The organism is Pseudomonas sp. NPDC077408 (assembly GCF_050269105.1).
Classification (GTDB): Bacteria; Pseudomonadota; Gammaproteobacteria; order Pseudomonadales; family Pseudomonadaceae; genus Stutzerimonas.
Window position 1 is genome coordinate 794,704 of record NZ_JBNNHS010000002.1, and the last position, 20,032, is coordinate 814,735.

The following is a 20,032-nucleotide window of genomic DNA, read 5'->3' on the forward strand; positions in this document are numbered from 1 at the left end:
ATGTCATTTACTTTCTCAACGCGACAATTCGCGCATCCAGCGGCAGGCCCTAACCGATCAGAGCCTAGCCAGCTCCGGCATATCTCCGCTCAAGCCCAGCGCTTGGCGAACGAACAGCGCTTTGGCTGCGGGCAGAGCCTGAACACCTTTCAACCCGGCATTACGCAACCAACGCAGCGGCAGTGGGTCGGCTTGGAACAAGCGCTCGAACCCCTCCATTGCCGCCATCATGGCCAGGTTGTGGGGCATCCGACGCCGCTCGAAACGCCCCAACACCCGCGGGTCACCGAGCCGAACACCACGCGATACCGCGCCTTGGATCACTTCTGCAAGCACCGCTGCGTCGAGCAACCCCAGGTTGACGCCCTGCCCGGCCAACGGATGAATGGTGTGAGCAGCGTCGCCAATCAATGCCAACCCGGGCTGTACGTAACGCTTTGCATGGCGTTGGCGCAGCGGGATGCATAAGCGCGGATCAGCCTCGACTATCTCACCCAAGCGATATTCGAAGGCGCGACCAAGGGCCTGACAGAACGCATCATCGTCCAGCGCCATCAGCCGCTGCGCCTCGGCCTCCGTGACAGACCAGACGATGGAGCACCAATGGGCGTCGCCCTCCCGCTGCAAGGGCAGGAATGCCAGCGGTCCTTCATCGGTGAAGCGTTGCCACGCAGCCTGCTGATTCGGCTCAACACAGCGCACGCTGGTGACTATGGCGTGATGCAGATAATCCCACTCGCGGGTTTCGCAGCCGGCCAGTTGGCGGACCGTAGAGTTGGCGCCGTCGGCAGCGACTATAAGTCCGGCGCTCAGCTGCTGACCGTCATCCATCGTCAGCGTCCAACCGTTATCGTTCTGCTGCAGCTCCTCAAGACGGGCGTTGCCCTTGAGCTCCACCGAACCACGGCTCTCCAGCGCCTCCAACAGAGCATCCTGCACGACACGATTCTCGACGATGTGACCCAGTACATCGGCATGTACTGCGGCGGCGGAGAAATCGATATGGCCAGTGCCGGAGCCATCCCACACGTGCATGTCCAGATAGGGACTAGCGCGTCGACTGACAATCCCCTGCCAGGCGCCCACGCGCTGGAGAATCCGCTGACTGGCAGCCGACAGAGCGCTGACGCGAGGCTCAAAGGAGTCCGAGGGCTTGAACGGCTGCACTTCCAGCGGGCCGCCGTCGACCAGTTTGATGGTGAGGCCGGTATCCTGCAGGGCCAGGGCCAAGGTACTGCCAACCATCCCAGCGCCAACGATGATGAGGTCCGCTTGCATTACTGCTCTCTCCTGTTCGCCTAGCCTGCAAATTTGGTAGGTCCGCTCGACTGCGCTAACGCTCGATCGAGCATTTCGCACGCCCCTAACGCTCGCGTACGCCCATTCCCATTGCCTGTCTCGCGAACCAGGCTTTGGCGGGCGGCAGCAGATCCAGCCCCAGCAATCCAAGATTTCGCCCGGCGATGGAAAGGCGCCCCGAATCGCCGAACAACTGGGTCAGTTGATCGGAAAAACCCACAGTGACGCGCTGGTCCGAGCGCTGCTTCCGATGGTAAGCCTGCAATACGCCCAGGTCGCCCGGCGGCGCCGAACTGCCCAAGAGCGCGACCGCAAGAGCCTCGGTGTCACGGAGGGAAAGGTTGTAACCCTGCCCGGCGATAGGGTGCAAGCTGTGCGCAGCATTACCCAGTACGACTAGGCCAGAGCGAACCTGCTCTTCAGCTTCGATCAGCACAAGCGGATAGAGGTGCCGCGCGCCAACCTGCTGAAAACCACCAAGCCGATAGCCGAACGCCTGCTGGAGCTCCTCGAGGAACTCCGCTTCAGGGAGCGCGGCAAGACGCGCTGCATCCCGTTCCGGCCGAGTCCAGACCAGAGCGCAGCGGTTATCCGGCAGCGGCAGCAACGCCATCGGCCCCTCATCGGTGAAGCGCTCGAACGCGCGCCCCCCGTGCGGCATACCGGGCGTAACATTGGCGATCAGCGCCGTTTGCCCATAGGGCGATTGTTTGATTTTGATGCCGAGCTGCTCACGCAGCCCTGAGCGACCACCATCGGCCAGAACCGCGAGATCACAGCCGAGCGTCTGACTGTCAGTCAATGTCAGGTGATAGCCGCCCGGCACGGCTCGCATCTGCTCGACTTCAGCAGGGCAATGGCGAACCACTACGTCGTCATCGAGTGCTTGCCAGAGACAATGGCCGATCCAGGCGTTTTCCACGACATAACCCAGCGCCGGGACACGCTGACTACTGGCGTCAAGCCTGGTGACACCTGCGCGACCGCGGTCGGATACATGGATATCGGTGATTGGCTCTGCACGTTCGGCGATCTGATCCCATATGCCCAGGCGCTGGTAAATAAGCCGGGTCCCGTAGGACAACGCGGTAGAACGCGCGTCATAGCTGGGCTGGTAGTGGTTGCCCGGCTCGAACGGCTCGATCAGCTCGATCGTCCAGCCACGCTGTTTCGCTCCACTTTGCAGTGCCAACGCTAAACTCGCGCCGACCAGCCCACCTCCGATGATCGCCAACGTTGCCATCTACGCGACCTCGGCGGAAACCGCCATCAGTGCCTCGATCTCGTCAACGGACTTAGGCACACCGCCAGTAAGAATTTCGCAACCGTTGCGGGTGACCACCACATCATCTTCGATGCGTACGCCGATGCCGCGCCACTTCTTTGCCACGTCCTGATTGTCAGCCGCGACATAGATGCCCGGCTCGACGGTCATCGCCATGCCGGGCTCCAGCACGCGCCATTCACCGCCGACCTTGTAATCACCGACATCATGCACGTCCATGCCCAGCCAGTGACCGGCGCGGTGCATGTAGAAGGGTTTGTAGGCTTCGGCGGCAATCAGCTCATCGACGTCACCCTGAAGCAATCCCAGCTCGACCAATCCGGCGGTGATTACCCGAACGGTCGCCTCGTGGGCCTCGTTCCAATGCCTGCCGGGCGCGATATGCTTGAAGGCTTCTTCGTTGGCAGCCAGGACCAGTTCATAAATAGCCTTCTGCTCGGGCGAAAAGCGGCCGCTGACCGGAAAGGTGCGGGTGATGTCGCTGGCGTAGCAATCAATTTCACAGCCGGCGTCTATCAGCACCAGGTCGCCATCCTTGAGCAGCGCGTCGTTCTCACGGTAGTGCAGGATGCAAGCGTTCTTTCCGGCCGCGACGATGGAACCGTAGGCCGGCATCTTCGCTCCGCCTTTGCGGAACTCGTAATCCAGCTCGGCTTCGAGATGGTATTCGTAGAGTCCAGCACGGCTGGCCTGCATGGCACGGATATGGGCGCGCGCGGAGATTTCCGCAGCGTGCTTCATCACCTTTATTTCGTTCGCCGACTTGTATAGGCGCTGGTCGTGCAGCAGATGGTCAAGGGCGACGAATTCGTTCGGCGGCTGCGCCCCCTGACGGGCCTTGGAGCGGATCGTGTTGATCCACTCCATCAAGCGATGATCGAATTCTTGGTTGCTGCCGATCGCGTAGTAGACCCGCGAACGCCCTTCGATCAGACCGGGAAGGATGTCGTCTATATCGCCGATGGGGAAGGCATCATCAGCGCCGTAGTCCGAAATCGCGCCATCCTGACCCGCGCGCAGACCATCCCATAACTCGCGAGCCGGATCGCGTTCGCGACAGAACAGCACATACTCGCCGTGCTCTCGACCCGGGATCAGCGCAATCACTGCCTCTGGCTCGGGAAATCCGGAGAGATATTGAAAATCACTGTCCTGACGGTAGATGTGTTCGACGTCGCGGTTGCGAATGTACATCGGCGCGGCCGGCAGGATGGCGATGCTGTTAGGTTCCATCTCAGCCATCAGCGCCTTGCGCCGGCGGACATATTCCGACTTGGGGATACGGGTCATGGACGAGCGGTCCTCAATGCAGGGAAGGCTTGGGCGTCGGCGGTACCGGCTTGGCGCACTCAGTGAATAGCAGCAGGGGCGCTACGCGCAGGTATTCCGTGACCTCCATGTAGTCATTCTCGCCATCTTCGGACTCATCCAGCGAGTCCTGGATCTGCGCGATGGCCGCCAGATCCTGAAGCACTTCCATCGCTTCGCCGCTCAGCGCACGATCGCCGGCGACCAGGCCGAATCCGGTCAGGAAACTCTGGCACCACTGACCCAGAGCCAGTGCACGCTCGGTCAACGATGCTTCATCGCTCGGCAGCAGCAGGACGATGGTGATGTCATCGCCGGCGAGTTCGCCTTTGACCATTTCTTGCAGTCCGATAAGTGCTTGGCGCACCGGCTCGTCAGGTTCAGCACCAAGCAGCTCGACAGCATCGCTCAGCCAGGTTTCGGTATCGAAACCAGCGCCGGCGCAGCTGCGCCCGAGCAATAGTCCATGTAGCTCGGCGGGTGTGACGGGTTGGGCACTGCTGGCCAACAATGTAGCGAAAGCAGCGTAAGGCGAGTTCTGAATGGGCATTGGCAGCTAGGCGCGCAGAGGCGCTAATGTCTAGAATGAAGGCCTTGTATCCTAGCATCGGCATACGAGCCAAGACCATCGAAGCCGGCCCACCCAGCGCTCGCGCCACTGAACCGGGAATCCCATGGAAGACGCCGACCTGCAATTGCTGACTGCCAAGCTGGAGCAGCTGATTCAGCGTACCGAACAACTCAAGGCGCAGAATCGACTCCTGCGCCAGAGTGAGCAGGCGTGGCGCGAGGAGCGCGCTCATCTGATCGAAAAGAACGAAATGGCCCGCGTGAAGGTCGAATCAATGATTTCGCGCCTGAAAGCTCTGGAGCAGGACTCATGACCCAGCCGAACACCGTTACCGTGCACATCATGGACAAGGAATATTGCATCTCCTGCCCACCCGAAGAACGCAGCAATCTGGAAGGCGCCGCCCATTACCTGGACCGCAAAATGCGTGAGATCCGCAGCAGCGGCAAAGTCATCGGCGCTGATCGCGTTGCAGTCATGGCCGCGCTGAACATCACCCACGAGCTGCTTCATAAGCACGACCGACTGGATGCCGAGGCTAACAGCGCACGGGAGCATGTACGTTCCCTGCTGGAACGAGTCGACAGCGCACTGGCCGTCGATCCAAACCCAACCGGCAACTGATGAACGGCAGCCAGATTGCGTTATAATCCCGCCCACTCCCTGGCATGTTCGCCAGTCGGCGATGACCCTCTCCCGATAAGCAACACCATGGAGGCTACACGTAGTGCCGGTGTGCATGTCCGCCTGACGGAAAGCCTTAAGGTACTCTGTAGTCGCCACCTTGAACTCTCGGGTTCAAGGGCCTACGCGGGCAGCGGCATGCTGGGGAGCCTCATTTCATGATCGTAGCCGAAGGCCTTTCTCGCCCGGCGCTGCGACGCCAGTTGCGCCAAGCGCGGCGCCAGCTTTCCCCGACTCAACAACGACGGGCAGCACAAAATCTCTATCGACAACTGGCCCAGCACCCGATTTTCCGCCGGGCTCGTCACGTCGCCCTGTACTTGCCTAATGACGGAGAGATCGACCCACGCCCGCTTCTGCGAGAAGCACAACGACGGGGCAAAGCGACCTACCTACCCGTGCTAAACGCCTGGCCGCGGACGCGCATGGTGTTTCAGCGAATCATGCCCAACGAGCATCTGAAACCAAATCGCTTTGGCATCCCAGAGCCCGCGTTTCGCCCGACAAGGCAACGACGTATCTGGACGCTCGATCTGGTGCTGATGCCCTTGGTGGGGTTCGACGAAAACGGCGGGCGCCTGGGCATGGGCGGCGGCTTTTACGATCGCAGCCTTGCGTATCGCGACAGGCGCAAAAATGGTCACAAACCGACACTTCTCGGGCTCGCACATGAGTGCCAGAAGGTGGACAGACTACCGCTAGGACCCTGGGATGTGAGCTTGCAGGCTACCGTGACGGACCAGAATTGGTACGGGGAATGAGGCAGGTGATGCGGAGAGTGTCGCTAGCCGCATCCATGCGGCGGACTCGATCAGCGTTGAAGCTGCTGAGAGTGACTGATCGGAACCATCGAAGACGAATCTCCTGATTGCTCCCAAAGGCCCTGCGTATAGCCGGTAGTGACGACACCGAGGCCAAAGATCAGCACCAATATCCAAAGAATATCTGGCTTGCGTTTCATAGTTTTCGCCTCCCCCTGCCAGGCGAATAGTTTCATTCGAGTCAGTATCGTTTTAGTTTTTTAGACTCGACAATGCCAACCTCAAGCGCGGCATTCTCCGCTATGCACCGATGCCGCGCAAACAGGCGTTGCGACCGGTTGTCGGGGAGTTTCGCTTGAGAGCCCAAGACGCAGATAGCAGCGAGCAAAGACCATGCCGTACTGGCTCATGAAGTCCGAACCCGACGAGTTTTCAATCGCAAACCTACAGCAACTAGGAACCGGTCGTTGGGACGGTGTGCGCAATTATCAAGCGCGCAACTTCCTACGAAACATGATCGAGGGGGACCTGTTCTTCTTCTATCACTCTAGCTGCGCAGTACCGGGCATCGCCGGCATCGGAAAAATTACCCGCAGCGCTTATCAGGACCCAACTGCACTGGATCCCGATAGCCCGTATCACGATGCGAAGGCAACTACGTCCAAAAATCCTTGGGATGCTGTGGACGTAGGCTTCGTCGAGCGTTTTTCAGTGACATTGACACTGCCTCAACTGAAGGCGCAGCCGGTGCTTTCGCAGATGCCGCTCGTCAAGAAAGGTAGCCGGCTCTCGGTCATGCCTGTTACCGAGACGGAATGGCAGGCCGTGCTTTCGCTCCTTTGACTCAGCAAGCCTCCCGCAGGAGCCACGGCTACTGAATGATCAGATTGTTGAACAGCAGGTCGTCGACCAAGGGCTTGCCTTCTTCTTGCGTCAACACCGCCTGTACCTGTTTGAGCGCTTCCTGACGTAACGCTTCCTTGGCTTCGACCGAGCCGAGGCTGGCGTCCGTTTGCTGGGAAAACAGTATGACCAGCTGATTCCGAATGAGCGGCTCATGGTGCTTGACCTTGGCCTCGGCTTCGCTGCCGGTCACTCGCAGCGCGATATCTGCCTTGTAGTATTTGAGCTTACCGTCGGAACCATAGTTGCCGACCAATGCTGGTACCAGCCCGTAGTAAATGGTCTTTGAAGCTGCACCCTCCTCGGGCTCGGGGGAGTTGGCGAGTACGGGCAGCGCGAGGCCCAGGGCCAGACATAGAAGAAAGATACGTTTCACAGAACTGCTCCTAAGGCTATTGGCGCCAGCATACCCAGTGATAAGCACGGACCCAAGCCCGGCCTTATGAATCGCCATCAGAGCCGAACATGCTCGTTGCGTCGACCGAGCAGCCTTCTAGACTGAGGCCATCAATGCCATCAGTCCAGATACGACAATAAAAGGAAACTCGATGAAAGCTGTCCTGTGCAAAGAATTTGGCCCAGCCGAAAACCTCGTCGTCGAAGACGTTGACAGCCCGCAGATCAAAAACGGCGAAGTGCTGCTCGACGTACATGCAGCCGGTGTCAACTTTCCAGATACGTTGATGATCGAAGGGAAATATCAGTTCAAGCCGCCCTTCCCGTTCTCCCCCGGCGGTGAAGCCGCAGGCGTCGTTGCCGCAGTTGGCGAAAAGGTTACCCATCTGAAGGTCGGTGACAGGGTGATGGGGCTGACCGGCTGGGGCAGCTTTGCCGAACAAGTTGCGGTGCCAGGGGACAGCGTTCTGCCGATTCCACCAACGATGGATTTCGATACGGCTGCGGCGTTCAGCATGACCTACGGCACTTCGATGCACGCCCTGAAACAACGCGCCAACCTGCAGCCGGGTGAGACATTACTGGTGCTTGGCGCCTCCGGCGGCGTTGGTCTGGCTGCAGTGGAAATAGGCAAAGCCATGGGTGCGAAGGTGATCGCCGCAGCCTCTACAGCTGAAAAGCTTGAGGTTGCCAAACAGGCCGGCGCCGATGAGCTGATCAACTACACCGAGACCAGCCTCAAGGAGCGCCTGAAGGAACTGACTGCAGGTCAGGGCGTAGACGTGATCTACGATCCGGTCGGTGGCCAGCTGTTCGAAGAAGCGTTCCGCAGCATTGCTTGGAACGGCCGCATGCTGGTGGTCGGTTTCGCCGCTGGAGATATCCCATCCCTTCCCGCCAACCTGCCGCTGCTCAAGGGCGCCGCCTTGATAGGGGTTTTCTGGGGCAGCTTCGCGCGACGCCAGCCGCACGACAACGCAGCCAACTTCAAGCAGCTATTCGCCTGGCATGCCGAAGGCAAACTGAAACCCCTGGTGTCGCAAACCTTCGCGCTTGAAAAGACGGCTGACGCAATCAATACGCTGGCCCAGCGCAGAGCAGTCGGCAAGCTAGTCGTGAAGGTTCGCTAGTTGAGCGGGGCAATTTAGAAGCGAGGGTGGATAAGGCTTCTTAAATCCTATCCACCCCTGGCTTCTGCAGCAGTTTGAAGCGAAGAGCTATCAGTGAGCAGTGGCCGGCGTTTCGCCGCCTTGTTGCATGCGCGCCATTTCCTGAGCGTAGAGCGCATCGAAGTTCACTGGCGCCAGCATCAACGCCGGGAAGGAACCGCGCGTGACGAGGCTGTCCAGCGCTTCCCGAGCGTAGGGGAACAGAATGTTCGGGCAGAACGCGCCAAGCGTATGGCTCATGGCCTGCGCTTCGAGGCCCTTGATCAGGAAGATACCGGCCTGCTGCACTTCAGCAATAAAGGCCACTTCCTCACCGGTCTTGACCGTTACGGAAAGCGTCAGCACCACCTCATGGAAATCACCTTCCAGTGACTTCTGCTTGGTGTTCAGGTCCAGCGCAACGCTCGGATTCCATTCTTGACGGAAGATTTCCGGACTTTTCGGGGCTTCGAAAGAGAGGTCACGGACATAGATCCGCTGCAGGGAAAACTGCGCGCCCTGCTCTTCCTGACCTGCGGCGGCACCATTATTTGCTTGTTCAGTCATTTGAAGCCTTCTTGTTTGTGCATGTCGAGTTTGGGTCGCGCCGCCCGTAGCGGGGTTTCATCCGCTACCGACAGGCCGTTTATTCGAGTCAAGCCTGAAGCATCGCGTCCAGGCGGCCAGCCCGCTCCAACGCGTGCAGCTCGTCGCAGCCACCGACGTGTTCGTCACCAATCCATATCTGCGGGACAGATGTTCGCCCAGCCTTTGCTGCCATTTCCGAACGCAACGCAGGCTTACCGTCGACGGGGATCTCCTCGTAGCTGACGCCCTTGCGATCAAGCAGGCTCTTGGCCCTGATGCAAAACGGGCACCAGGCGGTGGTGTACATGACGACTTTGGACATAGTTATTTAACCACTGGCAGATTTTCGCCGCGCCAGCTGGAAATCCCTCCGGACAGCTTCGCGGCGGTGAAGCCCGCCTTCTGCAGTTCACGGCAGGCCGTTCCGGCGTGCTGGCCCATGGCATCAACGACCACGATGGTCTTGCCCTTGTGCTTTTCCAGCTCGCCCAGTCGGCTGACCAGCTTCTCGTGGGGAATGTTCAATGAGTCGACAATATGGCCCGCGTCGAACTCCTTCTTCGCGCGCACGTCCAACACCACGCCTTCGTCGCGGTTGACCAGACCGGTCAGCTCGCGGTTGCTCAGGCTCTTGCCGCCCTTGCGTGCCTCGGTAATGGCGAGAAGCACAAGCAACACCAAGAAGATGCTGACAAGAACATAGTGGTTAGAGACAAATTCAATCAGGTTAGCGACCATCTAAAGGGTACCCGGGGGATAAAATGCGGGCCAGTATACACAGCCCCCCCACCAGGCTGAACCCTGCGAATCGTGACGCCCAACCGGCCAACTATTAGACTGGCCGCCTTTTTTCGCGACCCCGTGCAAGGAGCCAGACACATGCCCGCCGCGCCCAAACCCCTGGTATTGATCATTCTCGACGGCTTCGGACACAGCGACAGTCCTGAATTCAATGCCATCCACGCCGCTAACAAGCCCGTCTATGACCGCCTGCTGGCCAGCCAACCGCACGGACTGATCTCTGGCAGCGGCATGGATGTGGGGCTGCCGGACGGGCAGATGGGCAATTCCGAAGTGGGCCACATGAACCTGGGTGCCGGCCGCGTGGTGTATCAGGACTTCACGAAGGTCACCAAATCCATCCGCGACGGCGAGTTCTTCGAGAACCCCACCATCTGCACCGCCGTCGATAAGGCAGTGGCTGCAGGCAAAGCAGTGCATATCCTCGGCCTGCTTTCCGACGGAGGCGTTCACAGCCACCAGGATCATCTGGTCGCCATGGCTGAACTGGCTGCCAAGCGCGGCGCCGAAAAAATCTACCTGCATGCCTTTCTTGATGGCCGCGACACGCCACCGAAGAGCGCACAGCACTCCATCGAACTGATGCAAGCCACCTTCACCCGCCTGGGCAAAGGCCGCGTTGCAAGCCTGATTGGCCGCTACTTCGCCATGGATCGTGACAACCGCTGGGACCGGGTCGAGCAGGCATACAGTCTGATCGTTGACGGCAAAGCCGACTACCACTCCGATTATGCTGTTGACGGTTTGATTGCCGCCTATGAGCGTGGCGAGAGCGACGAATTCGTCAAGGCCACCACCATTGGCGAGCCGGTTCGTGTCGAGGACGGCGATGCCGTGGTGTTCATGAACTTCCGCGCCGACCGTGCACGTGAACTGACGCGCTGCTTTGTCGAGCCTGGTTTCAGCGAATTCCAGCGCGCCCGGGTACCGCAACTGGCTGGCTTCGTCATGCTGACGCAATATGCAGCAAGCATCCCGGCGCCCAGCGCGTTTGCCCCGGAAGGCCTAACCAACGTGCTCGGCGAATATCTCGCCAACAACGGCAAGACCCAGCTGCGCATTGCCGAGACCGAGAAGTACGCTCACGTCACCTTCTTCTTCTCCGGCGGTCGGGAGGACCCCTTTACGGGCGAAGAGCGCATCTTGATTCCGTCTCCGCAAGTCGCCACGTACGACATGCAGCCTGAAATGAGCGCGCCCGAAGTAACTGATCGCATCGTCGAGGCCATCGAGAACCAGCGTTACGATGTGATCATCGTCAACTACGCCAACGGCGACATGGTTGGCCATACCGGCGTGTTCGAGGCCGCGGTCAAGGCCGTGGAATGCCTGGACAAGTGTGTCGGTCGGATCGTTGAAGCGCTGGAAAAGGTCGGAGGCGAAGCGTTGATCACCGCCGATCACGGCAACGTCGAGCAGATGGAGGACGTCATGACCGGCCAGGCGCACACCGCCCATACTTGCGAGCCGGTTCCCTTCATCTATGTTGGCAAGCGTAACCTGACCATCCGCAAAGGCGGCGTGCTCGCCGATGTCGCACCGACCATGCTGACGCTGCTGGGCATGCCGGTACCGGCGGAAATGACCGGCCACACAATTGTCGAGCTGAGCTGAGCTGAGCTGAGCTGGAAGCTGGAAGCTGGAAGCTGGAAGCTGGAAGCCAGGCTGTTACCTCCAGCTCTGGGGTTCAAGCTTCCAGCTTGGTTTTTAGGCATACTACGGCAGTCGTTGAACTCACGGTTACGCCCTCTCATGCCCCGTATTCTTCTTGTATTAGCGCTTTTTTGTCTGCTTGGCCCAGCCATGGCCGACGAGCGCGCCGATGCGCGCAAGCAGATCGAAGCGGCGCGCCAGGACGTCGCGGAATTGCAGAAGCTGCTCAAGCAGATCGAACAGGAGAAATCCGCGGTCCAGAAGCAACTGCAGACTACCGAAAGCGAGATGGGCCAGCTGGAGAAACAGGTCGACTCTTTGCAGCAGGAAATCGATCGCAGCGAAGCCGAGCTGGATCGCCTCAACGAAGAGAAAGCCACGCTTGAAGGTGCGCGCCTCGAACAACAGCGCCTGATCGGCATTCAGGCACGCGCGGCTTATCAAAGCGGCCGCCAGGAATACCTGAAGCTGCTGCTCAACCAGCAGAATCCAGAAAAATTCAGCCGTACCCTGACCTACTATGACTATCTCAGCAAAGCCCGCTTCGAGCAGCTCGAAAGCTTTAACGAGACGCTACGCCAACTGGCCGGCGTAGAAGACGGCATTCAGAAGCAGCAGGCGACACTAGCCGAACAGCAGGACGGGCTCAAACAACGGCGCGAACAACTGGCCGAAGTCCGCAAGGAGCGCCAGGTAACGCTGGCCAAACTTGATAAAGACTTGTCCAGCCGCGACCAGAAGCTCAAAGCACGCAAGCAGGAGCAGGCGCAGCTGGAGCGGGTGCTCAAAACCATCGAAGAAACCCTTGCTCGCCAGGCGCGTGAAGCCGAGCAGGCGCGTCAACGCGCGTTGGCCGAGGCCCGCGAAGAGCAGGCACGCCAGCAACAGCCCGGCCGCACCCCAGCAGCATCGGACGGTCCAGTTGTCTCAAGCGCTGGCGGGAATTTTGGCGGCCCTTTCGCCAAGGCTAAGGGCAAGCTGCCCTGGCCGGTAGACGGAAGATTGGTGGCACGCTATGGCACTCCCCGCGGTGGCGACGCTCGAACCAAGTGGGACGGCGTGCTGATCGGCGCCGACGTTGGTACCCAGGTCCGAGCCGTGCACGGGGGCCGGGTGGTATTCGCTGATTGGTTGCGTGGCGCCGGCCTGTTGGTGATCCTTGATCACGGCAACGGCTACCTTAGCCTTTACGGGCACAACCAGAGCCTGCTGCGTGACGCAGGAGACATCGTCAAGGCGGGCGATCCGATCGCCACCGTAGGAACCAGTGGCGGGCAAGAAGCTGCCGCACTGTATTTCGCCATTCGCCAACAGGGTCGCCCGAGCGATCCGGCACAATGGTGTCGTGCGCAGGGATAAGCCGAGCCGGCTGTTAGCGCGCCTCTCACAACTGGAGTCAAACATGCTGCACCTGTGCCGTTTCGCCCAACCCTCCACCCTAGCCCTGACCGTCATGCTAGGGATGTACGGTAGCGCCTGGGCGCAGCAATCGCCCGCAGAGATCGCGCCAGAACCGCTCCAGCTGAACGCCGCGACCCAAAAAGCGCCGCTGCCGCTGGAGGAGCTGAGGACCTTTGCCGAAGTGCTGGACCGGATCAAGGCCGCGTACGTGGAGCCGGTTGACGACAAGACCCTTCTGGAAAATGCCATCAAGGGCATGCTCAGCAACCTCGACCCCCATTCCGCCTACCTCGAACCTGATGCCTTTGCCGAACTGCAGGAGAGCACCAGCGGTGAGTTCGGCGGCCTGGGGATCGAAGTCGGGATCGAAGACGGATTCATCAAGGTGGTATCGCCAATCGACGACACCCCAGCATCCAAGGCGGGCATTGAGGCTGGCGATCTGATCGTCAAGATCGACGGCAAGCCGACCAAGGGCATGTCCATGATGGATGCGGTTGGCATGATGCGCGGCAAACCAGGCAGCGATATATCGCTGTCACTGGTGCGTGAGGGCGGCAAGCCGTTCACCGTCAAGCTCAATCGCGCGGTGATCAAGGTCAACAGCGTCAAGAGTCAGCTGCTTGAGCCCGGCTATGGCTACCTGCGCGTCACGCAGTTTCAGATCAATACCGGCGAGGAAGTCGGTAAGGCCTTAGCGAGCTTGCGCAAGGAAAATGGCAAGAAGCTCAACGGGCTGGTGCTCGACCTGCGCAACAACCCCGGCGGGGTGCTCCAGGCTGCGGTGGAAGTGTCCGACCATTTCCTGACTGATGGCTTGATCGTTTACACCAAGGGCCGCATCGCCAACTCCGAGCTGCGCTTCAACGCAGACGCGGCCGATGCCAGCGAAGGCGTTTCGCTGGTCGTGCTGATCAATGGTGGTAGCGCCTCGGCGTCGGAAATCGTCGCCGGGGCCTTGCAGGATCAAAAGCGTGGTGTGGTCATGGGGACCGACAGCTTCGGAAAAGGCTCGGTGCAGACGGTACTTCCCCTGAACAACGACCGTGCACTTAAGCTCACCACCGCGCTTTACTACACACCCAACGGACGCTCAATTCAGGCACAGGGAATCGAGCCGGATATCCGGGTCACCCGTGCCAAACTGACGCGGGAACAAGCTGCGGAAGGCATCCGCGAGGCCGACCTGGCCGGGCACCTCGGCAATGGCAACGGCGGCGCGGAACGCCCCACTACGGCACCGATCGTCAACGACTCTCCACGCCCTCAGGATGAGGACTACCAACTCGGTCAGGCACTGAATCTGCTCAAGGGGTTGAACCTCACCCGCGGTCAGTAGCGGATGCCTTGGGCTCTAGCTCTGTTAGTAGGGGTCCTGGTCCCGCTCTCGGCAATCGGCGGGGCTACAACTGGCGACAGTAAAACAGGCGCAGCAGATCACCTGGCAACCGTCTCGCGAATGCCGAAGCTGGCACTGGTAATCGATGATCTTGGGCAGAACGCGGCACGGGATGCACGCGTTCTGGCCCTGCCCGGCCCAGTGGCCATGGCGATTCTGCCGGATACCCGGAACGCCACGGACTTGGCCGAGCGGGCCAAAGCTGCAGGCAAGACCGTCATGTTGCATCTGCCCATGGCCCCCGCTGGCGGGCCTTACGCCTGGCAACCGCAGCTGCCTTCAGCCGAGCTTGACCGTCGACTGACCAGCGCCCTGGCAAAAGTGCCCCATGCCAGCGGCGTGAACAATCACATGGGCAGCCAGATGACCGACCGGCAGCAGCCCATGGCGTCACTCATGCGGCAGCTGCAACAGCGCCACCTGTTCTTTCTCGACAGCCGTACCAATGCGGCAACCGTTGCAGCCGCGACCGCGCAACGCATCGGCTTGGCGAGCCTGTCGCGTGACATCTTTCTCGATGACGACCCCAGCCCCGAGGCCGTTGCCATGCAGTTTCGGGCGGCCGTACAACTGGCCCGCAAGCAAGGTTCAGTTGTGGTGATCGGTCATCCACACCCTGCCACACTTGCCCTGTTGGAGCGCGAGCTGCCGAAGCTGGCAGCGCAGGGTATAGATTGGGTGGACATCGGTCAGATGATCGCCACCCGGGGTAACCGCGCCATGGCCGCCCATGGCGCGAACGGCCTGTATCGATAAGTCATCAGAGATAACGGCGCATGATCGCGTCGATAGCGCCGTCGCTCTTCATCTCGTTAAGCGCTTTCTGCAACCGCGTAACGACTTCATCCGGCGTCTGCTTGTTCAGCGCAAGGAACAACTGCGCGTCGTTAAAGCGCAATACCGTGGTCAGCCCACTTACGCCTTCCTGTTTGGCCAGATACGGCCCGACTGGGTCGGTTGTCGCCCATAGGTCTATCTGCCCCTTGAGCAGCTTGCTGATGTTTTCCTGGTCGCGCAGTGAATTGATCGGCTCGAAGCCCTTGCTTTCCAGATGCTGGCTAACCGCATCATTCTTGTAGGCACCGATCCGGTACTGCTGCGCCTGGTCGAGTGAACTCAGCCGCATCGGGCTACCGGCCGGGGCCAGCAGTACCCAGCCGGTACTTGCCAGCGGGCCGACCCATTTGAATAGTGGTTCACGCTCGGGTGTGTAGGTGGTAGAGAACAGCCCCTGGTCCGGGTGTTCCAGCGCCTGGTTGTAGATGCGCTCCCAGGGGAAACGCAGCGTCAGGCTGTAGGCGATCCCGGCACGCTTGAACATCTCGCGCACGATCTCGGCGTTAATCCCGCTAATGTTGCGGTCTGCCGCGTAGTTCTTACCGTCAGCCGCCATGTTAAACGGCGGGAAATTTTCGGTCAGCAGCACCATTTTGTAGTCATCGGGCAGTTCTGCCCTGGCCGCGGCGGCCATCAACAGCAACAGCCCGGCCACTAGAATTCGTCTCATCGCTCCCTCCCCGTATGCAAACATCCCAGGCGACACAGCGCTGACAACTGCCACGCAGCGTCCATGCGTGTGTCGCACCTTTATGATGTTTAGCAACTTGTGAACCAGGCGCCGTGAAGCTATCCCAGCAATGTGACGAGCCGCACAAACGAACGAGCGAATTTGCTATCAGCCACGGCTACACAGCTAAACGAAGGGCTCAGGGGAAGGACAGCCCGGCCCGCTGGCCGAAGAGGTTCAGGGAAGCGCTCCGATACAGGGCATCGCAGCGCCACAACGCTGCGAGCGGGAACGTCGGCGTGAGCTGTCGGCGGGCAAACTGTCTATAAATAGCGGCCGCTGATGGTGTCTAACGTGCCGTCAGCGCGCATCTGCTCCAGCGCAGCCTGCAGCTTGGCTACAGTTGCATCGGGAATACCGAGGTTAAGCGCCAGGTAAAGCTCTGCGCTGTCGAATTTGAGCACCCGCTTAAGGCCGGTCACGCCTTGCTGCTTGGCCAAATAGCGTCCGGCCGGATCGCCCGTTGCCCAGAGATCAATCGCGCCGCTCTGCAGCTTATCCACGTTGGATTGATCGCGCAGGACCAGCGACGGCTCCAGCCCCTGCGCCGCGAGGTGCTCGGCAATCGCATCGCCTTTGTATGCGCCGATGCGGTACTGACTGGCCTGTTGCAGGTCGTCTACCTTGATGGTGCTGTCGGCTCGTGCAAGCAGCACCCAATCGTCCGGGCCGATTGGCCCCACCCATTTGAACAGGTCCTCACGCTCCGGCAACCGGGCAGTGACAAATACACCATAGCCCGGCATGTCCAGGGCCATCTTATAGATGCGCTCCCAGGGGAAACGCAGTGTCAGCGTGTAATCGACGCCGGCGCGCTTGAACATTTCACGAACGATATCGGCGGCGATACCGGTGATATTTTCGTCACGCGCGAAGTTCTTGCCGTCTACCGCCATGTTATAGGGCGGAAAGTTCTCGGTGAGCAGGTTGATCGGCTCCGGTGCAGAATGCGCACCACCAGCAATCAGCGAGAGGCTGACGGCCAGCCCCAACAGCGTGGTCTTGAACATGGAGTGGTCTCCTTGATGATGCGGCAGCCGCATGCCGCGGCTGTGTCCCTGGGCGATTCGAAGCGGATTCTCAAAGGCCTACGGCTTCCGGTTCAGCGCATCACGATGCCGCAGCTGGCCATGTACGCCTTGGCTTCCGGCACGGTGTACTCGCCGAAATGGAAGATGCTTGCGGCTAGCACCGCATCGGCCTTGCCTTGCAGAACCCCATCAGCCAGATGTTGCAAATTGCCGACACCACCGGAGGCGATCACCGGAATATGCACCGCTTCGCTGATGGCACGGGTGACGCCTAGGTCATAGCCGCTCTTGACGCCGTCCTGATCCATGCTGGTCAGGAGGATTTCACCGGCGCCCAGCGCTTCCATCTTCTGCGCCCAGAGCACCGCGTCCAACCCGGTAGGCTTCCGGCCGCCATGGGTGAAGATTTCCCAACGTGGCGTTTCGCCCGGTTTAGAAACCCGCTTGGCGTCGATGGCGACGACGATGCACTGCGAACCGAAGCGATCGGCCGCCTCGCCGACGAACTCCGGGGTGAAGACCGCAGCGGTGTTGATCGACACCTTGTCGGCGCCAGCATTGAGCAAGTTACGGATGTCCTGAACGCTGCGCACGCCGCCGCCCACGGTTAGCGGGATGAACACCTGGCTGGCCATCCGCTCCACGGTGTGCAGTGTGGTGTCGCGGTTGTCGACGCTGGCCGTGATGTCGAGAAAGGTGATCTCGTCGGCGCCCTGCTCGTCGTAGCGGCGGGCAATTTCCACCGGATCACCGGCGTCACGGATGTTCTCGAACTGAACGCCCTTGACCACGCGGCCATTGTCCACGTCGAGGCAGGGAATGATGCGTTTGGCCAATGCCATGAGGCTATCTCCGGAAGCAGCTTCTTCAAGCCGCAGGCTTCAAGCTGCAAGTAGCGTGTGGGGTGGATCACGCTTCACCGATCCACCACTGATCAGCGATTCACTCGTCCTTGTATTTCAGATCACATAACGCCTGGGCCTCGGCGACATCGAGCGTGCCTTCGTAGATCGCCCTGCCGGTGATGGCGCCGACGATGCCGCGGGTGTTGGTGTCGAGCAGCTTCTGAATATCACCGATGTTGTGGATGCCACCGGACGCGATCACCGGGATGCGGCTGGCGTTAGCCAACGCGACCGTGGCCTCGACGTTGCAGCCCTGCATCATGCCGTCCTTGGCAATGTCGGTGTAGACGATCGCCGAAACTCCGTCGGCCTCGAAGCGGCGCGCCAGATCAACCGCCTGCACGCTGGAAACTTCTGCCCAGCCATCGGTGGCGACGAAGCCATCCTTCGCATCCAGGCCGACAATCACCTTGCCCGGAAAGGCGCGGCAGGCTTCACCGACAAACTCTGGCTGCTTGACCGCTTTGGTACCGATGATCACGTAGCTGACGCCAGCGCGAACGTAATGCTCGATGGTTTCCAGCGAGCGGATGCCACCGCCGATCTGGATCGGCAGGTTCGGGTAGCGCTTGGCGATGGCCGTGACCACCTCGCCATTGACCGGCTGGCCTTCGAAGGCCCCGTTGAGGTCGACTAGGTGCAGACGGCGGCAACCGGCCTCGACCCACTTGGCGGCCATGGCCACTGGGTCATCGGAGAACACCGTGGCGTCGTCCATCAGCCCTTGACGCAGACGCACGCAGGCGCCGTCTTTAAGATCGATCGCGGGAATAATCAGCATGGCTTGAACCTGTTCAAATCGGGTGTCGGTTAAGGTCAGCTCTTCTCGAGCGCCCACAAGTCGCTTTCGATGCTCTCGAACCTTTCTTTCAGGTGCGTCTGCACGTCGAAAATCGCCTTGTTGTAATACAGCGGAGCAATGTCACGGGCGAAGAGATCGAGCACTTCCTGAGCCTCGAATGAGCCGAGTTCCAGTTCGAAGCGGTCTTCCAGAAAGCGTTTGATGATCTGCTGTGCAGCCTGCTCCTGGGCGGTGTCCAGCACCAGAACCGGCGGCTTGAGCTTCGCCCGGCTCATTACCAGCGGCCATCCCAGGCGGCGAAGTTCTGCAGCAACTGCAGGCCATGGGTGTGGCTTTTCTCGGGATGGAACTGCACGGCGAAGCGCGAACCATCGGCCAGCGCCGCAGCGAAGTCCTTGCCGTAGTGGCCACGACCGACCACCTGCCGTGGGTTGCCAGCCTCGATGTAATAGCTGTGAACAAAATAGAAGCGGCCGTCGGCGGGAATGTTGTGCCAGAGCGGATGAGCAATCGCCTGTTCCATTTCGTTCCAGCCCATGTGCGGCACCTTGAGGCGCTCGCCGTCTTCCTCAAGATCCTTACCGAAGAAACGAACCTGGCCGGGGAAAAGGCCGATGCAGTCGACGCCGCCGTTTTCCTCGCTGCGCTCCATCAGTGCCTGCATACCCACGCAGATACCGAGGAACGGCCGATCGACACTGACTTCCCGAACCAGCTCGTCGAAGCCCAGGCGGCGGATCTCTGCCATGCAGTCGCGAATTGCACCCACACCCGGAAACACCACACGATCAGCCTCTCGAATCACCTGCGCATCGCTGGTAATCAGTACCCGCCCGGCACCGACGTGCTCGAGCGCCTTGGCGACCGAATGCAGGTTGCCCATGCCGTAATCGATAACTGCAACGGTCTGCATTACAGGCAACCCTTGGTCGACGGCATCTGCCCAGCCATGCGCTCATCCAGCGTCACTGCCATGCGCAGCGCGCGGCCGAAGGCCTTGAACACGGTTTCGATCTGATGGTGGGTGTTGTGCCCGCGCAGATTGTCGATGTGCAGGGTGACCAAGGCGTGGTTGACGAAGCCCTGGAAAAATTCCTGAAACAGATCGACATCGAAGCCGCCGACCGTGGCGCGCGTGTAGGGAACATGCATCTGCAGCCCTGGACGCCCGGAAAAGTCGATGACGACACGCGACAGCGCCTCATCGAGCGGAACGTAGGAATGCCCGTAACGGGTCATGCCTTTCTTGTCGCCAACGGCCTTGGCAAACGCCTGGCCGAGGGTGATGCCGACGTCTTCCACGGTGTGGTGATCGTCGATATGCAGATCGCCCTGGCATTCGATGTCGAGATCAATCAGCCCATGACGAGCGATCTGGTCGAGCATGTGCTCGAGAAATGGCACGCCGATGGCGAAGCGGCTCTTGCCGGTGCCGTCCAGGTTGATGGTGGCCTTGACCTGGGTTTCCAGGGTGTTGCGCTCTACGCAAGCCGTACGTTCGGACATCAACAGCTCCGCTGATCGTGGGGC

General features: G+C 60.3%; 25 protein-coding genes and 1 other RNA gene. 10 read left to right on the plus strand and 16 right to left on the minus strand.

What is annotated here, in order from left to right; genetic code table 11:
• Positions 1–57: 57 nt before the first annotated feature.
• From ACQKEK_RS08585 to ACQKEK_RS08600, 4 genes are all read right to left on the minus strand, one after another.
• Complete coding sequence (locus ACQKEK_RS08585; RefSeq protein ID WP_499142056.1) at positions 58–1,278, minus strand: 2-octaprenyl-3-methyl-6-methoxy-1,4-benzoquinol hydroxylase; 1,221 nt, start codon at positions 1,276–1,278, stop codon at positions 58–60.
• Positions 1,279–1,363: 85 nt separating this feature from the next.
• Positions 1,364–2,542, minus strand: coding sequence for a 2-octaprenyl-6-methoxyphenyl hydroxylase (ubiH, locus tag ACQKEK_RS08590; RefSeq protein ID WP_499142058.1), 1,179 nt, complete (start codon positions 2,540–2,542; stop codon positions 1,364–1,366).
• Entirely contained in the window at positions 2,543–3,874 is a 1,332-nt protein-coding gene (gene pepP, locus ACQKEK_RS08595; RefSeq protein WP_499142060.1) for a Xaa-Pro aminopeptidase, read from the minus strand.
• A gap of 13 nt (positions 3,875–3,887) precedes the next feature.
• Positions 3,888–4,442: a YecA/YgfB family protein gene (locus ACQKEK_RS08600; RefSeq protein WP_499142062.1), complete on the minus strand. Its 555-nt coding sequence runs from the start codon at positions 4,440–4,442 to the stop codon at positions 3,888–3,890.
• A 124-nt stretch (positions 4,443–4,566) separates the two neighbouring features.
• On the opposite strand from ACQKEK_RS08600, the gene ACQKEK_RS08605 reads away from it, so the two are divergent.
• From ACQKEK_RS08605 to ACQKEK_RS08620, 4 genes are all read left to right on the plus strand, one after another.
• Entirely contained in the window at positions 4,567–4,776 is a 210-nt protein-coding gene (locus tag ACQKEK_RS08605; protein WP_019341928.1) for a TIGR02449 family protein, read from the plus strand.
• Entirely contained in the window at positions 4,773–5,087 is a 315-nt protein-coding gene (locus tag ACQKEK_RS08610; RefSeq protein ID WP_128120475.1) for a cell division protein ZapA, read from the plus strand. The genes ACQKEK_RS08605 and ACQKEK_RS08610 overlap by 4 nt, the downstream gene beginning before the upstream one ends.
• A 33-nt stretch (positions 5,088–5,120) precedes the next feature.
• Positions 5,121–5,299, plus strand: a non-coding RNA gene (gene ssrS / locus ACQKEK_RS08615) — 6S RNA.
• Between the two features lie 6 nt (positions 5,300–5,305).
• A complete protein-coding gene (locus ACQKEK_RS08620; RefSeq protein ID WP_128120476.1) occupies positions 5,306–5,908 on the plus strand; it encodes a 5-formyltetrahydrofolate cyclo-ligase in 603 nt (200 codons plus the stop codon).
• A 50-nt stretch (positions 5,909–5,958) separates the two neighbouring features.
• Here the strand turns inward: ACQKEK_RS08620 and ACQKEK_RS08625 are convergent, their stop codons facing one another.
• A complete protein-coding gene (locus ACQKEK_RS08625; protein WP_045423487.1) occupies positions 5,959–6,144 on the minus strand; it encodes a hypothetical protein in 186 nt (61 codons plus the stop codon).
• Between the two features lie 157 nt (positions 6,145–6,301).
• On the opposite strand from ACQKEK_RS08625, the gene ACQKEK_RS08630 reads away from it, so the two are divergent.
• On the plus strand, positions 6,302–6,751 hold the full coding sequence (locus ACQKEK_RS08630; protein ID WP_499142064.1) for an EVE domain-containing protein: 450 nt from the start codon (positions 6,302–6,304) through the stop codon (positions 6,749–6,751).
• 28 nt (positions 6,752–6,779) lie between these two features.
• On the opposite strand, the gene ACQKEK_RS08635 is transcribed toward ACQKEK_RS08630, so the two are convergent.
• Positions 6,780–7,187 carry a flagellar basal body-associated protein FliL gene (locus ACQKEK_RS08635; RefSeq protein WP_128120478.1) on the minus strand — a complete coding sequence of 136 codons (408 nt, stop codon included), beginning with the start codon at positions 7,185–7,187 and terminating at the stop codon, positions 6,780–6,782.
• Positions 7,188–7,359: 172 nt separating this feature from the next.
• Here ACQKEK_RS08635 and ACQKEK_RS08640 point away from each other — a divergent pair, with 172 nt between their 5' ends.
• Positions 7,360–8,337, plus strand: a complete 978-nt coding sequence (locus ACQKEK_RS08640; protein WP_499142066.1) for an NADPH:quinone oxidoreductase family protein — start codon at positions 7,360–7,362, stop codon at positions 8,335–8,337.
• A 90-nt stretch (positions 8,338–8,427) separates the two neighbouring features.
• On the opposite strand, the gene secB is transcribed toward ACQKEK_RS08640, so the two are convergent.
• The 3 genes from secB to ACQKEK_RS08655 form a co-directional block, all read right to left on the minus strand.
• Positions 8,428–8,922 (minus strand): protein-export chaperone SecB, encoded by a 495-nt coding sequence (gene secB, locus ACQKEK_RS08645; protein ID WP_073299263.1) that lies wholly within the window; start codon positions 8,920–8,922, stop codon positions 8,428–8,430.
• Positions 8,923–9,010: 88 nt separating this feature from the next.
• A complete protein-coding gene (grxC, locus tag ACQKEK_RS08650) occupies positions 9,011–9,265 on the minus strand; it encodes a glutaredoxin 3 (protein ID WP_045423478.1) in 255 nt (84 codons plus the stop codon).
• A 2-nt stretch (positions 9,266–9,267) separates the two neighbouring features.
• Complete coding sequence (locus ACQKEK_RS08655; RefSeq protein WP_045423476.1) at positions 9,268–9,681, minus strand: rhodanese-like domain-containing protein; 414 nt, start codon at positions 9,679–9,681, stop codon at positions 9,268–9,270.
• Positions 9,682–9,822: 141 nt separating this feature from the next.
• Here ACQKEK_RS08655 and gpmI point away from each other — a divergent pair, with 141 nt between their 5' ends.
• The 4 genes from gpmI to ACQKEK_RS08675 all read left to right on the plus strand — a co-directional run bounded on the left by gpmI (position 9,823) and on the right by ACQKEK_RS08675 (position 14,953).
• Positions 9,823–11,358: a 2,3-bisphosphoglycerate-independent phosphoglycerate mutase gene (gene gpmI, locus ACQKEK_RS08660; protein ID WP_499142068.1), complete on the plus strand. Its 1,536-nt coding sequence runs from the start codon at positions 9,823–9,825 to the stop codon at positions 11,356–11,358.
• Between the two features lie 138 nt (positions 11,359–11,496).
• Positions 11,497–12,756 (plus strand): murein hydrolase activator EnvC family protein, encoded by a 1,260-nt coding sequence (locus ACQKEK_RS08665; RefSeq protein WP_499142070.1) that lies wholly within the window; start codon positions 11,497–11,499, stop codon positions 12,754–12,756.
• A gap of 43 nt (positions 12,757–12,799) precedes the next feature.
• Entirely contained in the window at positions 12,800–14,137 is a 1,338-nt protein-coding gene (locus ACQKEK_RS08670; RefSeq protein ID WP_128120482.1) for a S41 family peptidase, read from the plus strand.
• Between the two features lie 3 nt (positions 14,138–14,140).
• A complete protein-coding gene (locus ACQKEK_RS08675; protein ID WP_499142072.1) occupies positions 14,141–14,953 on the plus strand; it encodes a divergent polysaccharide deacetylase family protein in 813 nt (270 codons plus the stop codon).
• A 4-nt stretch (positions 14,954–14,957) separates the two neighbouring features.
• Here the strand turns inward: ACQKEK_RS08675 and ACQKEK_RS08680 are convergent, their stop codons facing one another.
• From ACQKEK_RS08680 to hisB, 7 genes are all read right to left on the minus strand, one after another.
• Positions 14,958–15,704 (minus strand): substrate-binding periplasmic protein, encoded by a 747-nt coding sequence (locus ACQKEK_RS08680; protein WP_499142074.1) that lies wholly within the window; start codon positions 15,702–15,704, stop codon positions 14,958–14,960.
• 323 nt (positions 15,705–16,027) lie between these two features.
• Positions 16,028–16,774: a substrate-binding periplasmic protein gene (locus ACQKEK_RS08685; RefSeq protein ID WP_499142076.1), complete on the minus strand. Its 747-nt coding sequence runs from the start codon at positions 16,772–16,774 to the stop codon at positions 16,028–16,030.
• A 92-nt stretch (positions 16,775–16,866) separates the two neighbouring features.
• Positions 16,867–17,637 carry an imidazole glycerol phosphate synthase subunit HisF gene (hisF, locus tag ACQKEK_RS08690; protein ID WP_046161518.1) on the minus strand — a complete coding sequence of 257 codons (771 nt, stop codon included), beginning with the start codon at positions 17,635–17,637 and terminating at the stop codon, positions 16,867–16,869.
• A 100-nt stretch (positions 17,638–17,737) separates the two neighbouring features.
• Positions 17,738–18,481 (minus strand): 1-(5-phosphoribosyl)-5-[(5-phosphoribosylamino)methylideneamino]imidazole-4-carboxamide isomerase, encoded by a 744-nt coding sequence (gene hisA, locus ACQKEK_RS08695; protein ID WP_045431504.1) that lies wholly within the window; start codon positions 18,479–18,481, stop codon positions 17,738–17,740.
• Positions 18,482–18,516: 35 nt separating this feature from the next.
• Positions 18,517–18,777 carry a DUF2164 domain-containing protein gene (locus tag ACQKEK_RS08700; RefSeq protein ID WP_128120487.1) on the minus strand — a complete coding sequence of 87 codons (261 nt, stop codon included), beginning with the start codon at positions 18,775–18,777 and terminating at the stop codon, positions 18,517–18,519.
• Positions 18,777–19,415: an imidazole glycerol phosphate synthase subunit HisH gene (gene hisH / locus ACQKEK_RS08705; RefSeq protein WP_045423460.1), complete on the minus strand. Its 639-nt coding sequence runs from the start codon at positions 19,413–19,415 to the stop codon at positions 18,777–18,779. The genes ACQKEK_RS08700 and hisH overlap by 1 nt, the downstream gene beginning before the upstream one ends.
• Entirely contained in the window at positions 19,415–20,008 is a 594-nt protein-coding gene (gene hisB, locus ACQKEK_RS08710; RefSeq protein WP_019341947.1) for an imidazoleglycerol-phosphate dehydratase HisB, read from the minus strand. The genes hisH and hisB overlap by 1 nt, the downstream gene beginning before the upstream one ends.
• Positions 20,009–20,032: the final 24 nt, after the last annotated feature.

Excerpts from the sequence above, each read along its gene's own strand:
- ACQKEK_RS08655 (WP_045423476.1), bottom strand. The coding sequence starts at position 9,681 with ATGGTCGCTAACCTGATTGAATTTGTCTCTAACCACTATGTTCTTGTC.
- ubiH (WP_499142058.1), bottom strand. The coding sequence starts at position 2,542 with ATGGCAACGTTGGCGATCATCGGAGGTGGGCTGGTCGGCGCGAGTTTA.
- ACQKEK_RS08685 (WP_499142076.1), bottom strand. The coding sequence starts at position 16,774 with ATGTTCAAGACCACGCTGTTGGGGCTGGCCGTCAGCCTCTCGCTGATT.
- ACQKEK_RS08585 (WP_499142056.1), bottom strand. The coding sequence starts at position 1,278 with ATGCAAGCGGACCTCATCATCGTTGGCGCTGGGATGGTTGGCAGTACC.
- hisA (WP_045431504.1), bottom strand. The coding sequence starts at position 18,481 with ATGCTGATTATTCCCGCGATCGATCTTAAAGACGGCGCCTGCGTGCGT.
- ACQKEK_RS08665 (WP_499142070.1), top strand. The coding sequence starts at position 11,497 with ATGCCCCGTATTCTTCTTGTATTAGCGCTTTTTTGTCTGCTTGGCCCA.
- hisB (WP_019341947.1), bottom strand. The coding sequence starts at position 20,008 with ATGTCCGAACGTACGGCTTGCGTAGAGCGCAACACCCTGGAAACCCAG.
- ACQKEK_RS08605 (WP_019341928.1), top strand. The coding sequence starts at position 4,567 with ATGGAAGACGCCGACCTGCAATTGCTGACTGCCAAGCTGGAGCAGCTG.
- ACQKEK_RS08670 (WP_128120482.1), top strand. The coding sequence starts at position 12,800 with ATGCTGCACCTGTGCCGTTTCGCCCAACCCTCCACCCTAGCCCTGACC.
- hisF (WP_046161518.1), bottom strand. The coding sequence starts at position 17,637 with ATGGCATTGGCCAAACGCATCATTCCCTGCCTCGACGTGGACAATGGC.
- ACQKEK_RS08620 (WP_128120476.1), top strand. The coding sequence starts at position 5,306 with ATGATCGTAGCCGAAGGCCTTTCTCGCCCGGCGCTGCGACGCCAGTTG.
- gpmI (WP_499142068.1), top strand. The coding sequence starts at position 9,823 with ATGCCCGCCGCGCCCAAACCCCTGGTATTGATCATTCTCGACGGCTTC.
- grxC (WP_045423478.1), bottom strand. The coding sequence starts at position 9,265 with ATGTCCAAAGTCGTCATGTACACCACCGCCTGGTGCCCGTTTTGCATC.
- hisH (WP_045423460.1), bottom strand. The coding sequence starts at position 19,415 with ATGCAGACCGTTGCAGTTATCGATTACGGCATGGGCAACCTGCATTCG.
- ACQKEK_RS08640 (WP_499142066.1), top strand. The coding sequence starts at position 7,360 with ATGAAAGCTGTCCTGTGCAAAGAATTTGGCCCAGCCGAAAACCTCGTC.
- ACQKEK_RS08675 (WP_499142072.1), top strand. The coding sequence starts at position 14,141 with ATGCCTTGGGCTCTAGCTCTGTTAGTAGGGGTCCTGGTCCCGCTCTCG.
- secB (WP_073299263.1), bottom strand. The coding sequence starts at position 8,922 with ATGACTGAACAAGCAAATAATGGTGCCGCCGCAGGTCAGGAAGAGCAG.
- ACQKEK_RS08600 (WP_499142062.1), bottom strand. The coding sequence starts at position 4,442 with ATGCCCATTCAGAACTCGCCTTACGCTGCTTTCGCTACATTGTTGGCC.
- ACQKEK_RS08625 (WP_045423487.1), bottom strand. The coding sequence starts at position 6,144 with ATGAAACTATTCGCCTGGCAGGGGGAGGCGAAAACTATGAAACGCAAG.
- pepP (WP_499142060.1), bottom strand. The coding sequence starts at position 3,874 with ATGACCCGTATCCCCAAGTCGGAATATGTCCGCCGGCGCAAGGCGCTG.
- ACQKEK_RS08610 (WP_128120475.1), top strand. The coding sequence starts at position 4,773 with ATGACCCAGCCGAACACCGTTACCGTGCACATCATGGACAAGGAATAT.
- ACQKEK_RS08630 (WP_499142064.1), top strand. The coding sequence starts at position 6,302 with ATGCCGTACTGGCTCATGAAGTCCGAACCCGACGAGTTTTCAATCGCA.
- ACQKEK_RS08680 (WP_499142074.1), bottom strand. The coding sequence starts at position 15,704 with ATGAGACGAATTCTAGTGGCCGGGCTGTTGCTGTTGATGGCCGCCGCG.
- ACQKEK_RS08700 (WP_128120487.1), bottom strand. The coding sequence starts at position 18,777 with ATGAGCCGGGCGAAGCTCAAGCCGCCGGTTCTGGTGCTGGACACCGCC.